The organism is Amycolatopsis coloradensis, assembly GCF_001953865.1.
In the GTDB taxonomy this organism is placed as follows: Bacteria; Actinomycetota; Actinomycetes; order Mycobacteriales; family Pseudonocardiaceae; genus Amycolatopsis; species Amycolatopsis coloradensis.
The window spans coordinates 292836-307154 of record NZ_MQUQ01000017.1; the positions used below are offsets into that span (position 1 = coordinate 292836).

Annotated in this window: 11 protein-coding genes and 1 pseudogene; 5 read left to right on the forward strand and 7 right to left on the reverse strand. The window is 63.7% G+C overall.

Annotated elements, in window-relative coordinates; all coding sequences use genetic code 11:
• Window positions 1–3: 3 nt before the first annotated feature.
• The 6 genes and pseudogenes from BS329_RS30585 to BS329_RS30610 all read right to left on the reverse strand — a co-directional run bounded on the left by BS329_RS30585 (window position 4) and on the right by BS329_RS30610 (window position 7529).
• Window positions 4–1809, reverse strand: coding sequence for a carbamoyltransferase family protein (locus tag BS329_RS30585; RefSeq protein WP_158075840.1), 1806 nt, complete (start codon window positions 1807–1809; stop codon window positions 4–6).
• Between the two features lie 32 nt (window positions 1810–1841).
• Window positions 1842–3473, reverse strand: a complete 1632-nt coding sequence (locus BS329_RS30590) for an MBL fold metallo-hydrolase (RefSeq protein ID WP_084750365.1) — start codon at window positions 3471–3473, stop codon at window positions 1842–1844.
• A gap of 228 nt (window positions 3474–3701) precedes the next feature.
• Window positions 3702–4730 (reverse strand): aminotransferase class I/II-fold pyridoxal phosphate-dependent enzyme, encoded by a 1029-nt coding sequence (locus BS329_RS30595; RefSeq protein ID WP_076164985.1) that lies wholly within the window; start codon window positions 4728–4730, stop codon window positions 3702–3704.
• A gap of 325 nt (window positions 4731–5055) precedes the next feature.
• A complete protein-coding gene (locus BS329_RS45580; protein WP_084750371.1) occupies window positions 5056–6012 on the reverse strand; it encodes an alpha/beta hydrolase in 957 nt (318 codons plus the stop codon).
• 409 nt (window positions 6013–6421) lie between these two features.
• Window positions 6422–7215, reverse strand: a pseudogene (locus BS329_RS30605) (hypothetical protein).
• Between the two features lie 14 nt (window positions 7216–7229).
• Window positions 7230–7529 carry a hypothetical protein gene (locus BS329_RS30610; RefSeq protein ID WP_244197350.1) on the reverse strand — a complete coding sequence of 100 codons (300 nt, stop codon included), beginning with the start codon at window positions 7527–7529 and terminating at the stop codon, window positions 7230–7232.
• 417 nt (window positions 7530–7946) lie between these two features.
• On the opposite strand from BS329_RS30610, the gene BS329_RS30615 reads away from it, so the two are divergent.
• From BS329_RS30615 to BS329_RS30635, 5 genes are all read left to right on the forward strand, one after another.
• Complete coding sequence (locus BS329_RS30615) at window positions 7947–9032, forward strand: SAVED domain-containing protein (protein ID WP_076164988.1); 1086 nt, start codon at window positions 7947–7949, stop codon at window positions 9030–9032.
• Between the two features lie 184 nt (window positions 9033–9216).
• A complete protein-coding gene (locus tag BS329_RS30620; RefSeq protein ID WP_076164989.1) occupies window positions 9217–10197 on the forward strand; it encodes a nucleotidyltransferase family protein in 981 nt (326 codons plus the stop codon).
• 8 nt (window positions 10198–10205) lie between these two features.
• A complete protein-coding gene (locus BS329_RS30625; protein WP_076164991.1) occupies window positions 10206–10796 on the forward strand; it encodes a ubiquitin-conjugating enzyme family protein in 591 nt (196 codons plus the stop codon).
• The gene (locus tag BS329_RS30630) at window positions 10793–12091 is read left to right on the forward strand and encodes a HesA/MoeB/ThiF family protein (RefSeq protein WP_076164993.1); all 1299 of its coding nucleotides are present in this window, start codon (window positions 10793–10795) and stop codon (window positions 12089–12091) included. The genes BS329_RS30625 and BS329_RS30630 overlap by 4 nt, the downstream gene beginning before the upstream one ends.
• Complete coding sequence (locus tag BS329_RS30635; protein ID WP_076164994.1) at window positions 12076–12591, forward strand: Mov34/MPN/PAD-1 family protein; 516 nt, start codon at window positions 12076–12078, stop codon at window positions 12589–12591. Before BS329_RS30630 ends, BS329_RS30635 begins: the two co-directional genes overlap by 16 nt.
• A gap of 316 nt (window positions 12592–12907) precedes the next feature.
• Here BS329_RS30635 and BS329_RS30640 read toward each other — a convergent pair whose 3' ends face one another.
• A complete protein-coding gene (locus BS329_RS30640; protein ID WP_143253271.1) occupies window positions 12908–13885 on the reverse strand; it encodes a hypothetical protein in 978 nt (325 codons plus the stop codon).
• Window positions 13886–14319: the final 434 nt, after the last annotated feature.

The following is a 14319-nucleotide window of genomic DNA, read 5'->3' on the forward strand; positions in this document are numbered from 1 at the left end:
CGGTCACACCTCACCGCGGCTGGCGCGCGGCTGGCGCTCGGCTCCGGTAACCGCCCGCCGCAGGGCGTCCATCACGCGCGGGCGCCATGCCGTGGTCGCCAGAATGTGATTGTCGACCACCAGCAAGTCGAGAGCCCCGGCCTCATAGGTCGCGACAGCGTCTTCGGCGGTGCACGCCATTGGCCGACCGTTGACGTTGAGTGATGTGTTGAGCAATACCGGGACGCCGGTCAACTCCTCGAACGCGTCGAGCAGATGCCACAGAACGGCATGCTCGGCCCGGTGGACGATCTGGACTCGGGCCGTGCCATCGGCGTGCACCACTGCTGGCACGTCGTGCAAGGCTGTCGGCCGCGCGCGTGCCACGGCGGTCATGTGTCGCAGTTGCGCCGGGGGGAGATCGAAGTACCGCGGCGCGGCTTCGGCCTTGACCACGGGAGCCAATGGGCGGAAATCTTCGCGCTGCTTGATCGCTCGGTTGACCCGCTCTCGGCTGGCTTTCGTGCGCGGATCGGCGAAGATCGAGCGGTTGCCCAGGGCCCGTGGTCCAAACTCCATCGGCCCATGCGCCCACCCAACCACGGCACCTGCAGCCAAGACTTGGGCGCCCACGTGTGCTCGGACCTGTGGGTCAGCGACAGCGGCAATGTGGTCTGAGCGATTAGCCAGGGCAATCGGGGCTTTCGGTGCCGGTCCGAGCAGGGGCAGTGGTGGCCATGACGCGCTGGCCGCATCGAGATCGAGCACGGCGAGGGCGGCCCCGATGGCGGTGCCGTCGTCACCTGGGGCGGGTGGCACCAGCAGGGTGTCACAGGCACGGCCAGCGAGGCGCCCGACGGCCAGACAGTTGAGGGCTACTCCGCCACCGAACGCGACATCTCCGATTCCGGTCTCCGTCACCGCTGCGGTGATGACATGTCGGAGAGCTTGTTCTAGGCGTTGCTGGGCTGCGGCTGCCACATCGGCGTGGCGTTGCTCCACGGAAACGTTTGGCATGCGGGTAGTGCCGAGGTGGTCGATGAGCCAAGCGCTGGCCGGGCGATGCAGTCCCCGCAGGGCAGGCTCGTCAGGCAGGCCGAGAAACGTTACGTCGACGCCGCCGTCGTCGCGCAGCACAACAGCATCGTCGAAGACCTGCCGGTAACGGTCGGGATCGCCATAGGCGGCCAAGCCCATCACCTTGTACTCGTCGCTGTTAGCCAGCCATCCGAGGTGCTGGGTGACAAGGCTGTAGTAGAGCCCGAGTGAGGCTCGCCAAGGCCAGGAGCGGACCCGGTCCAGCCGACCATCGCGGTAGGCGAAGACAGTGAGCGCATCCGTCTCACCCAGGCCGTCCGCAATGACCACAGTCAGTCGGTCTCGGCCCGCTGCGGCGACTGCGTATGTGGCGTGTGCGATGTGGTGACGCACGGGGAAAAAGGGCGGGACGTGACCGAAATGCTCACCGAACCAACGGCCCTGCAGGCATGGATCGAGCACCGCGTCATACCGGTCGACTGCCAGCGGGTTGCGCGCGTACAGCTTGCGCAACCCACCATGGTCGAAATTGTGCGCCACAGCGTGGACGTCCGTGATCGACAGCCCCGCCAGGCGCAGACACTGGTGGACCGCGGTACCGGGGAACGCATGATCGAACTTGCGCCCGGACCATCGCTCCTGCTGACCGGCGGCGACCAAGTGCCCGTCGACGAACACCGCAGCCGCGGCGTCGTATCCCTGGAAATGCCTGTGCTCGGCGGCACTGGCACCAGGAAACGACCAACGATAATGTTCGGCGCTGCCGTGCAAGCCGCTGTAACCGACGACCACCCTCGGATACGGGGGCCCAACAAGCCGGCCGGTCACCGTTCACCCGGCGGAGGCGTAATTCTGCGGGGCCTGTCGAGAGTGAAAATCGGTAGCTTCCGGGCGGCGGCAAGGCGCCGTAAACGGTCGACCTCGCGCTCGCCAGTGTCGAGGGTACGCTCGTATCCGCCTTGCGGAGCCGGCCGACCGAACAGGTGCCCAGCGTCCGTAGGCCCATCGCAGCCGTAGATGCCCACCTGCCGGGCGCCTACCGCGGCGGCCAACCGCAACACTGCGTCAGCGTCGGCGCCGTCGAGACGGTCCTGAATGCCCGAACGTCCTACGAGTGGACCATAGAGCCACCGTGCCAGAGCTCCGCGCGGTTCCATTGCGGTCAGCAGGATGTCCACGGCGCCGAACTGGTCTGCGACGCCGTCGAACGCTGCCGGTTCCTGGCACGCGCAGTCGGCAGCGAGCATAAGGGTTGTGGTGGACATCCGGATGTGCCAGGTGGTCTTGCCTCCGATATCGAGACCGCCGTGTTCACCTTGAAACGGCAGCGCCGTCACGGTGGCGGACCGGACCGCGACCTGATCGTAGGGTCGGAGTTCGACGACGTTGCGTATGCCGAGCCGGAGCAAGCAGTCGCGCAGGCTGGGATCCGCGAAGCTGTCGGAGCGGGTTGCGGGAACGAGGGCCAGGTCGATTCGATCTCGCAGTGCCAGCAACGCTTCGGCAACGAGGTGGTCGGGGTGTCCGTGCGAGATCAACACCGCATCGAGCCGCTGTGGCAGCCCGACATGGTCCTGCACCGGCGGTGTGATCGGATCAGCCAGGAGCGTTGTGCCGCTGTCGCGGAAGAGCACGCTGCAATGCCCCAAGAAGTCGATGCACGTCTGAGCAATGTGCTCGCCCTCCGCGGCCGGCGCCTCGACAGGCCGGAGCAGCGCCGCCACGGCCGAGTGGTCACCCGCCCGGTCGAGCCCGAGGGCGGCAAGCGCCACCTCGATGGGGGCTGGGGAGTGCCGCAGGCGTAGGAGTTCGCCGAGTTGGTCACTATCGAAGGCGGAGTCCACGTGCAGTAGGCGCTGGTCGTCGGTCAACCGGGGCGTGTTGAGGAAGTGCGGCCGTGCTACCCCCGGCCAGACCGCCACACTCTCCGTACCCGGCTCGATGGATCGCTGCAGGACGGGACGGAGTAGTCGGATGGACTGGCTGGACTCACCTCCCGTCGGGTCGTGTACGCGCTCGACTCCGCCGCTTAGCACCGATGCGGCTGACCCACCACCAGATTTCACTAGGTCCAGCAGCGCCGCGCCGACTACGAGCGTGGAAGAATCGGTGACTTCACCATCGTCAAGCCACCGCTGAACATTTCCACCTTGTTGGGCGCTGAGATTGGCGAACAATCCGCCTGCCGTACGGTCGTCCTTCGCCGCCGCAACGTGCCGGTCTCGGTGACGTAGGAAGGACTGCAGGATCGGCCGCTGGTGTCCTACCAGGTACATGGCGGCGTTCACCGGATCGAGCGTCATGAGCCACGCTGCCCATTGGCGGATCAGCGGCTCGATCCGTACATCTGGGGCGAGGACGACCTGGCGCCCGCGGACCATTCCAGTTCCGGCCCTTGCGACGGTGGACGGGCGGACCATCAGCTCACATCCTGTCGACAGGCCGGGGGTGTGCATGGGACTCAACCGCCGACGCAGCCACGTCGGTTCGCCTTCTACTCATCAGCGAACTCGATGCTCGCCAGTACAGTCAACAGTCAGTCGTCAGTCATGCCCGGACGGCCTAAACCCAATGCTGGTCGTTTAAATACCAGAATGTCCCCCATTGATCTTGATCCCACCTGTTTGTCCTGATCGCCGGATGCAAGGTTGATCTCGTGCGGGCTTAACCGCCCGGCATCGGGCTTAGCCCTCATGGCCTATGAGACACTCCACAGCCGCCGAATTCAGGAGGTTGATTCGCACAAACCCCGGATGCCCAGTTCCGCCAAAACAAGCAATGTCCATTCCGGCAAATCGATTAGCAGGTACGGCCGGACGGCCGAACAAAAAATAGCCGCTGAACGGCTCAATGGCATTCGGTACGGCGTCTGACGCGCACAACCGGAGGTACCGAGTATGTGCGAAGTTCATCAGCGGCAATGCTCCGTCATCGGTACTAAGCGCAGCAATCGCTCGATGGGCAAATCTTCGATCAGCCAGCCCGGCGGCCCCGTGCAACCTGCCGTGCAACTCCGAGAACGCAGATGCATGCTGCTCGGGAACGAGCGTGTACGCGAAGCGAAACCCATGCAGTGCCAATGTTTTGGTCGGGCACACGAGCCTATAAGTCAGATCAGGATCCAGCTGCTCGGTCGCCTCTGTACTCGCGCCGTCCCACCCCATGTACTGGAATGTGCCATCCACGATGACCGTCGAACCGGTCCGGTGTTGCCAGGCCGCTATGGCGTTAACTGTCTCGCGACGGACCGGCACGCCAGCGAACCACACCGGATCGGTCAGCCACAACAAGCATCGACCCGATGGAAGCGACAGGCGTACATCCTCGGCGAAGTCGACATCCGAAGCCACCCGGCGCACGGTGAAGCCCAGCTTTCGGATCCACCAGCCGGCGTTGTAGTAGACCGGTGGCAGGTAAGCCAGCTCCCTGACTCCGTCGAGGAATTGATACATTAGAAGTGTCGTCAGGAAGCTGGTCGCACCAGCCCCTGGCACACATCGATGTGCGGTGACCGAATGTTCACCGTATCGATGCACGTGTAGGTCGGCTATCGCCGCCGCCAGGTCGGGATCTTCGTCCATGTGGCTGTATGCACCGAGTCGGCCGAGAGAGCTGATCGATACTTGGGCAAATTCGCCAAGGAAGATCTGTGTGAAGGGGTGGTCGCCATTCCAATCGGATACGAACGTCCGCTCAGGGTCCTTTCGCAACACCTCGCCAAGGCGGTCATGTGCTGCGAGTTCAGAATACAGAAGCTCGCGGTCGTCTGAACCTTGAGACGGTCTTGACCCCAACGACAACGAAATTCCTCCGATCGGCTACGTCGACCTGGCGGCCAAGCCATCGCCGCCAGTGGACACTCAGCCAGTATACATCAAATTGCTGGCGATGTAGATTGATAGCATTGCAGGGTCCGCGCCCTGGCAGTTTGGACACGCCGAGATGTTCTTCGGTAGGCGACTCAGAATGCCGTCAGGTTACAGTCGGAGAGTTCCAGATGGCAGCAGGTAGAAACGTCATTTAGATGACAGTGTCACCCTATTCGTGAAGGCCGTATTCGATGTGCGCCCCGAGATTCCAAGACCGTTTAACGGTTGACGCGATCTGACTTATTGCCGCCGACGCGGCGGGTGTCACAGAAATCGCTCTGAGAAACCCATGCAATTCGCCGGCATAGCAGACTAGGGTAACCGTTACGCCAGCATTTGCGAGCAATCTTCCATAGTCCTCGCCTTGGTCCCTAAGTGGGTCGCACTCAGCTGTCATAATTAGCGTGTGCGGCAACCCCTTCAAATTTGCACAAACTGGGCTGACAAATGGTGATTTCGATAAATCTTCGGACGGCAAGTAGCACGACTTATACCAGTCGATCATTTCGCCGTCGAGACCGTATCCCTGCCCGTATCGAACACGTGAGGGGCGACTGTCCACCCTTAGGTCAACAAAAGGATACGCCAGAAAGTTTACCGCGGCGGCTTCGCCGCGATCGCGCATACGTAATGCTGTCACGGTTGCCAAGTTGGCACCTGCACTATCGCCGCCGAGGGCGAGCCGCGTTGTGTCACACGAGGCTAATCCGCCGCCTAAAATCCAGCGCACTACTGAGTCGGAATCTGAAATAGCGGCCGGGTAAGGGTACTCTGGTGCGAGACGGTAATCCACGCTCACCACTACACAACTAGCCGCGAGAGCTAAGTGGCGGCACAATGTGTCAACAGTATCAAGATCGCCGATTACAAAGCCGCCCCCATGGAAATAGACTATTACAGGCGATGACCCTTTGGAAGGCTCGTTATAGATCCTAACAGGGACGGGTGTATCGCCATCTATCACATAATCCCTGATCGTGGCCACCGTTGGCGGTTCGCCGGAGATAATAGCCGAATTACGTCGGAGTGCGGCCCTACAGATCTCTGCGTCGCCAACCGTTGGCCGACTCACCGCTTCCTCTTGGAGAAATGCTGCCGCATGTGGGCTTAGTTCTGCCATACTCATACATTCTACACAAGGTTGAAATTATCGGCGAAACCAGTTTTGGCGATCGTAGCGGTTGATTTCCCATAGAACACGCAACGTTCCCACCAGTGGCATAAAGCTTTCGAATTGATCGATAATTATTTGAGTCAGACGCACGGTGACCGCTTAGCTACGCCCTCCATGGGCGCCACAGTACTCTAGAATGCAATTCCGAGTGCCGCCGCCCGCTTGCCTAGTACGAACGGAAGACGCTCTTCGATGTTAGAAAGTTCGGCATCCATTTTCGGATCGCCAATCACCCGACGTCGCCATGTCCCGGTTTTCTTGTAGTCCTTTCTTGGATGGCGCGCGGGTCCCTGCACCCGTCAGTGCACGCCGAGAAGACCCGACGCCTGCCGTACCTCCTTGCCCGCGCCGACACCCCGGATCAGGCTGCAAGAGGTTCGCTACGCTGTGCGTCTTGCTGATCGCTGTTCAGTTGCTGACCGCCTTCGGTCCGAGTCTGGAACTCAGAGCGCACAACCTTGACCAGCCGCCGGGCCTGAGTCGCACCTATGCCCAGCTGAACACGAAGCGTGTCCGCCGAAATCGGCTTCTGGTGCACAGCTCGATGCGCAGCGTCCGCTTCCCGCGCCAATCCCAAGAGCGTCTCCGACGAACGCTTCTTCCGCGGCAGGTGGGGCCTACTCCGACCGGCCGGTTCGTCCCGCTTGGTCCCACTGCCCACCGAGCTCGCCTCCTGCTTCTCTCGCACGAGCTCCTCCAACTGCTCTTCAGCAACCGCACTGCGCGTGGCCGTCGAAGTACTGAACTCACCGAGCGCCTGGAGGAAGCTCGGGCCCACTTCAGCCCAGCCGATCAAGAGAAACGGGCCGACGGCGTAGAAAGTTGCCTTTCCGTACTCACCCGCCACTATCGGGTCGGCCACGTTCAACGCCAACGTGACCACGCTCGCGAAGATCAGGAGGCGGCGAGCCGGCCGCAGTACGTCCGCGGACGCGCCTGCGAGCGCCAGGTGCCGGGTACCCAGCAGCAGACCAAGATCGACAGATCGACCGCAGGTGCGACGAGCGGTGCGACCCAGATCGGGACTCCGAGCCGGAGGGCGAGGTTGAGGACGTTGCCGAAGCCGAAGAGGAAGGTGAGGCCGACGACGACGCCCATGATCACGGTGACGGGCCGCACGACGGAAGCCTCGTCCGAAGCTGATTGCGTCGACATATCTGCGCGCCTGGTCATCGACCACCGCCGGCTTCGACTCGCGGACGCCCGTGGGAGTCTCGCGTGGGGATGCCACGTTCACGGAGCTTGTTCAGCACTGTCGTGTGGTTGACGCCCAGGTGGTCGCCGACTCGCGCCAGTGACCAGCCGAGGTTGTAGAGGTGGATGGCGTCGTCGACCTGCTCGGGGGAGAGGCCGCGGCGGCGCATCGGCACGCCGTGTCGGTGGAGGATGGTGCTGACCGTCCGCCGCTCGATGCCGAACCGGTCACCGAGTTCGTACACCGTCGCGCCGGACCGGTAGTCAGCGATCAACTGCTCGACTTGATCGGCACGTAGTTGCCGGGCCCGGCGAGGTCGGTCGCGCTTGATCAAGGTCGGCTCGGGGGTATCGAGGCTGGGGAGCTTCTCACGGAGCTCCTCTAGGGCTCTGACCTGGTCTTTTATGTTCGAGTAAGGTCCCCTAACCTCCACCGGGACCGAAGCATCGGTAGCCCCCTCACTATCTCTGACCTGCGTTTTTGCCAGGTTGGGGGGCTACCGATCGGTTGTTGTCGATTTTGGTCCAACTAGAACTCGTCTTGCGATGAGCGGGTGCGCGGCCAAGGCCGGCCACGATGAACGGAAGCCCGCGTGTCGCTACCCTCGGCGCGCTTTGTCCCAACGCAGTCGCACCTAGAGTTGTGCTGCTTCCTGCCGGTCGGCGGTGAGGCGGTTACGAACAGATGGTGGATGGTTGTCGTGGTCGGACAGGAACAGCCAGGCAAGCCGCGGCTCACCGTGGTCGGATCCGCGGAGCCCGCGAAGAGTCAGGGCTGGCAGGCGGTGCTCGACGGCACCGCAGCCGTTGCGATCGGCGGCATCGTCTCGGGTGGGTTCGGAGTCGAAGCGGTGAAGTCCTTCGTCACCGGCGAGACGGCGGGTCGGTGGTGGTTTGTTGTCGGCCTCGCGGTGGGTCTTGCGCTGGTAGGTATCGGAATCTTGCTGCGCGAACGGGCTCGTCGACGCGTTCGCGTCGGGATTGTCGTGACCGCGAGCGACGCTCGCCGAGGCCAAGCGCGGGCACTTCAACTCGACCAGCAAGCAGAGATGTTCTGCCGGCGCACGTGCACGGTAACGCTGAAGACGAGTATCGAACTGCCAGGCGACGGTCGATGGGACCAGGAACTGGTCAACGCCTTGGCCGACGAAACGCTCTCCGCGACCACCATGGCAGAGCGGTTGACCCCGGATGCGGCTCGGATCAACCTGGTCCCGACGATGCCACTGCACGTCGCGTTCTGGTTCGGCGCCCGCCTGGGCTACACCCACGCGCGTGAGGTCGCCGTGCACGCCATTCGGCAGGCCGACGGCGCTCCGGCCTACTTCCCGGCGACGGCGTTGCGTGCCGTGGAGTCCATCGATCAACCGTTGATCGTCGATCGACCCGAAGCCTTCGATGAGGGAGATCCGACCGTGGTCGCATTGGCGCTGGACCTGCAGGGACGCGGCGATCAGTTCTTCGACCACGTCAAGGCGGCGTGTCGTCAGCATGGTGTCGGCCTGCTCCTCGGGATGCGGACGACATCGTCGAGGCTCGCCGAGAACCAGGACACCTTCACCGCGGTGGTCGAGCAGACCTGCAAAGCGTGGCGCGACGCCCCGCTGGCGGCATCCGCGAGGACCGGTCGCCACGTCATCTTCCTCAGCGGCCCAGTCGCCATTGCAGTCGCGTTGGGTGCTCGCTTGGCCTCACCGGAGCACGGTCGGTGGACCGCGTTCACCTTCGACGCCGCCACAAACACCTACGAGCCGTTCCCCGCCCTGGCTCCTGCCTGACGCACCGCGCAGTGCGGATCGCGGTCGACACGTCGAGGGCCACGCCCCTGGACGCGCGGAATTGTCGGTGGTGACGCTTACGCTGTCGAGAAGGGCTCCGCTCAGCGGGACCAGCAGGTCACGGCAGCGCTGTGACCTGCTGCTTCGTAGCGGCGCGGTTGTCCGAGGCGATAAGGAGAGCCCGATGAGTCTGACCGAGGCGTTCGACGAATACCAGAAGACGGTCGATGCTGACCCTACCCAGGTCAAGGAGGCACGGGACCGCCGCGACACGTTCAAGGTGGCCCTCGGCGCCGAGGCCGACGTTGTCGAGGTGTGGGGATCGGGCTCCCTGCGCCGCAGCACGCACACCGGACCGCTGATCCACGACGTCGACCTCGTGGTCGTGTTCGACCGTGACGACCACCCCGGCTGGGGCGAGCCGGGCAACAACACCGCCGCCGACTCGCTCGATGTGCTGCACGACAAGATCACCAAGTTGCTCGGCAACAGCGGCACGGTCGAGAAGCTAGTCCGACGCGCCGACCCGCGCCGGCACGCGGTGAAGTGCTTCATTGACCTCCCGGGCGCCCCCGAGGGGTTCACCGTGGACGCCATGCCTGCGCTGGACGACAACGGCGCGCTCCTCATCCCCGAGAAAACCGACGGCGACACCTCGCTGTGGGTTCCTTCCAACCCTCAATACCTGGTGCGGGAGATCGCACAGCGCAGCGCGGACTGGGACTACTTCCTCCGTCTGGTGCGCGTGGTCAAGAAGTGGCGCAAACGCGCCGAGGTGGAGGGTAAGGTCAAGTCGTTGGTGATGGAGGTTCTCGCCCTTCACCACCTCCCCGTCGACACCCGGCCCAACGCACTTCGCCGGTTCTTCACCGCGGCGGCGACCGCGGTCGGCAACGGGCCGGTCACTGATCCTGCCGACGTCTGCGGGGAAATCCAGCCCGACCTCGACCGTGTGGGATTGCGCGAGTCGCTGCTCGATGCCGCTGACCTCGCCGATCAAGCGTGCGACGCCGCGGCAAACGGCTACACCGATGACGCGAAGAAGCTCTGGCGGGACGTCTTCGGCAGCGACTTCCCCGCGCCGAAGGGCAAGGCCACCACCGGCCCCGTACTGATCGTTCCCGCAGTCACCAAGCGGCCGATTAAGGACGCGCCCCAAGGCTGACTACCGACATGATCGATCGACCGGAGTTCGCGGCAATTCCTTGGTGGGAGGCCGAACCCTCGCGGTTCGCCCGGGATCAACGCGAGATCGCCGACTCCTTTCCTGAGCTGGACTGGCACGGCGCCGGGGCCGGCGTGTGGAGCGGCCGACTGTCCATGTGGCCGCTGCAGCGGCCCGAACCAGCCGGGCTGACATTCCTCCTCGGCGGGCATGGCATGCAAATCGAGATCGCCTATCGCCAGGCGTACCCGATGGTGCCGCCGCGGATCTTTCCCGTCGATCCACGACCGGAACCCGTGGAGTGCACCCAGCACCGATGGCACGTGAACGGCGACGGCAGCTTGTGCCAGTTCCAAACCGACACCGCCTGGGATCCCCGCGACTCGGTCTGCGACCTCATCGTCAAGGCGGCGGCGTGGCGCATCGAGTACGCGCTCATGAAAGCCGGTGCGCTGGACCAAATGACCCTGCACGGAATCGTGAGCGACTCGTCCCTGGACGACTTGATCACGATCACCGGCCAGCATCTCGATAGCACCGACGCGCACCCGAAGGGTGCCGAATCCGCGGAGAGCGTCGACTCTGGGGAGGAACGATGACAAGTACCGTCCTCCTGCTTCCGCGCAACGGACTCCGGCGCCTCATGGCCCCGAACGCTGGGACGTCGGGGGCGATCAAGTTCAAGCGCTCGTCAACCGACGATCTGATGTTGCTGAGCTACGTCAAGATCGGTGAGGCCGGCTACCAGGTCACTCTGGCTCCCAAGACGCACCGAATCAATCAGGGCGAGGCCGGCGGTGACGGGCTTTGGTTCCAGGCACCGGTGGAACTGCACGGCTGGTGGTACGAGCTCGTCCGGCGTGGCGATCAGTTCGGCGTGCCGCGCGACGAGTTCGCCAAGCGACTTCCCAAACCCCTGACCGATCCGGGTGCACTCGGCTACGTCGTCCTCACGTACGCCCCCGGCGCCGAGTTCCCACCATACGACGTCACACCCATTCCGACGTTCGCAGCGTGGTGGGTCACGCGCGACGGCGTTTTCGGCGTCAGCGTGGCCGTCGAACCCGCAGAAGTCGGCACGGGACAACTCGCGGCCCACTGGCCGATAGATGATCTCGCCAAGACGACGGTCATGGTTGTCGGCGTCGGCAGCATCGGCGGCGCAGCCGTTACGGCGCTCGCAGGTTACGGCGTCGGTCGACTCTTGCTGGTCGACCCAGATCGACTGATGTGGCACAACCTGATCCGCCACGTACTTCCCGACCGCCATGTAGGCCATTTCAAAGTCGATGCGCTCCGCGAGCACCTCGCAGACCAGCGCAGCGACACGAGGATCGTTCCGTACCGCTACGACGTCGTCGATGACGCGCACGAAATCCGCGGCCTACTGTCCGCAACAGACATCGTCCTCTGCTGCGCCGATGGCGTTGCTCCGCGAAGAACAGTCAGCCACCTCGCACGCCGCGCCGGAAAGCCAGCAGTCCTAGCCTGTGTCCTCGCCGATGGCGGCGTCGGAGAGATCATCCGGCTGCGCCCGTTCCCAGACCACGGCTGCCTCCTATGCCGGCGTCAGGCGCTCATCGACGACGGCACCCTCGATCCCGAACCCGCGCTCGAAGCCGGTTACGGCACGGGAACCTTGCATCAACCGATGACGGCCGTAGGCTCTGACCTCTCCCTCGTGGGCGATCTCGCCGCCAAGATCACTACCGCAACTGCGCTGGAAACGGCTGGCCACTACGCACACCGCCTTCCCGGCGAACAGCTGACCATTGCCCTCCAAGCTCGCCGCGGATGGACCGGCCCCTTCGATCTCGGCTACACCGGCAACGCTCGCTGGGCATCCGCCATCGCGCCGCCGCGTGAGGACTGTCCTACGTGCGGCAAGCCGTGACAGACGCCGTCCCCGCCGCCATCATCGTTACCACGCCTGCCGTCAACGCCATCGCCCACGAGGCACGAGCTTCCCGTGACGGCACCGAAACTGGCGGGATTCTACTCGGCACGACAGAGCGCAGCGGCCTCGTTATCCGTCATGCCGGTGGACCCGGTCGACATGCCACTCGACGAGCGACATCCTTCGAACGCGATCTCAACTATGCCCAGACGCTCGGCGATTGGGCCTTCGAACAGGACGGAAGCGTGTGGGTCGGAGAATGGCACACCCACCTCCGAGTTCCGGCAGTGCCGAGCTCCCGAGATCTCGCTACCTACCAGGGCCTGCTCGCCGACCCCGAGCTCGCCTTCGACGTCTTCGTAGCGATCATCCTCGCTGATCCAACAAACGAATGGGAGCAACCACAAATAGCAACATGGCTCATCACATCCGCCCAGGCCCAAGCCGTAATAGCAGATTACGGCGGTGTAGCCAACGACGATCGACCCAACCGATGAGCGACGTTCGGGGCGGTCTGTAGATCAGGCTGCAAGGGGTTGCCCTACTCTGCGTCACGCGGTGAACGGCTCAGCCGTTGATCGCCTTCAATAGGTTCCTGGTACTCGGAGCGTACGGCCTTGACCAGTCGCCGCGCCGGAGTCGCGCCTATGCCTAACTGAACACGGAGGGTTTCACCGAATCGGCTTCTGGTGCGCGGCACGATGCGCGGTTGGCCGGTGAGCCACGCGCTCGACAGCCCAGTTCACGACATGGGAAGGTTACGATCCCAAGCCACGTCTGGTGCTCACTGTCATTTGGGTCTGGCTGGGCGCGCTAAACTGGGTTACGGCCCTCGGTAAGGGCCTCGGCAGTGAGTTCGACGCGGCTTCCGTTCGGGTCGAAGCCGAACATCCGCGTCGGACGGTTCAGGGGTGCGGATTTCGAGGGATAGTGGAAGTAGAGAACCTCGCCACAGTAGGGGCGCGCCTCTGTCATGATTGCGTCTTGACAGGTCGCCAGAATGGTGATGCCGTGATCTTTGGCCACGGTGGCAATAGCGTCAAGGACCTCGCGCCGATGTTCTGCTCCGAGTGAATCGGCGAGTTCATCAAGAATGAGTACCCGTCCACGCGGGTGAGGCGCGGCGAGCAGAGCCGCAAGGACAAGGTGGATCGAAAACAGCTTCTCCTGCGCCGTGTTGGTGACATTGTCGTAGGGAAGCAGGGGGCCACCCGGATTCCTGCGCCACCGGGGGGTGACGCGGCATGTCCAGTCTTGATCCGGCGCACCGGGAGGAATTACGTCGTAGGCAAGTTGAGCACCGATACCGCCTGAACCTCGGTTGAGGTTGTCAAGTGCCGCGCTGATTCCGTCAAGGGCGCTGGCCGCGCGCTGGGTGATCGCTTCCTGTGTCTGGTTCAACGCCTCCTGAAGCTGTCTCGTCTGGGAGGTGACGAATTCAGTGGTCGCCGCTCGGCTAGCTCTGGCTGCATGAACTTGTTCGTGCGCATTTCGGTCTCGATCGTCATCGTCATCGAGCCACGCCTGTAGATTGGCCAACGTCGTCTCGAACAGGTCGCCCGCCGGATCCTCCTCTCCGGCCTCGCGTGCCTTCAGGTACAAATCAGCCGCAAGACGAAGGTCTGACGGTGGGCCTCCTACTCCTTCTGCGTGGTATTCGAACGCTGCTAGCGCCGTTGCTAGCTGCGTGCGCGCAGCTTCCGCCAGCGTGATGGCTCGGCGGCGCTCGACCGTGACCAATTCTGCCGAGATTGGAGGAGCTGTGGCCTCCTCGATCAGTCGATCCGGCATTGCCGATTCCGGCACCCCTGGCGGCCAGCCTAGCTCGGTACGTGCGGCATCCCTGCCTCGGCCCCAGGCGGCCAGTACGGCGTCTTCTGGTCGAGCTGCTTGCGTCAGACGCTCGATCTCCGCGTCCTTCTTACCAAGGCGATCGCCTGTTCCGCGAATGGTGTCGCCGAGGCGATTGAAGTTGCTGTCCCGGTCGGCTAGGACACGTTTCGCGGTCTCGTGGGACTTCCAGGCTTCGTCGCGTTTTTGTTCAAGCGGAGAAGGATCTCACTTCGATGATCGGCGAGAAGTTTCTCTTGTTCAGTCACTTTGGGCGCGAGCGTGGCGACGCGTTCGGCCGCCTCTGCTCTGGTTGCGGTGGCGGTGGCCAGTTCGAGTTTCGTGCCCAGGGTGAGGTTGCCCCTGTGGACCGGACACCCTGATCCCAGACAGTG

Excerpts from the sequence above, each read along its gene's own strand:
- BS329_RS30590 (WP_084750365.1), bottom strand. The coding sequence starts at position 3,473 with ATGCACACCCCCGGCCTGTCGACAGGATGTGAGCTGATGGTCCGCCCG.
- BS329_RS45580 (WP_084750371.1), bottom strand. The coding sequence starts at position 6,012 with ATGAGTATGGCAGAACTAAGCCCACATGCGGCAGCATTTCTCCAAGAG.
- BS329_RS30615 (WP_076164988.1), top strand. The coding sequence starts at position 7,947 with ATGGTTGTCGTGGTCGGACAGGAACAGCCAGGCAAGCCGCGGCTCACC.
- BS329_RS30620 (WP_076164989.1), top strand. The coding sequence starts at position 9,217 with ATGAGTCTGACCGAGGCGTTCGACGAATACCAGAAGACGGTCGATGCT.
- BS329_RS30625 (WP_076164991.1), top strand. The coding sequence starts at position 10,206 with ATGATCGATCGACCGGAGTTCGCGGCAATTCCTTGGTGGGAGGCCGAA.
- BS329_RS30630 (WP_076164993.1), top strand. The coding sequence starts at position 10,793 with ATGACAAGTACCGTCCTCCTGCTTCCGCGCAACGGACTCCGGCGCCTC.
- BS329_RS30640 (WP_143253271.1), bottom strand. The coding sequence starts at position 13,885 with ATGCCGGATCGACTGATCGAGGAGGCCACAGCTCCTCCAATCTCGGCA.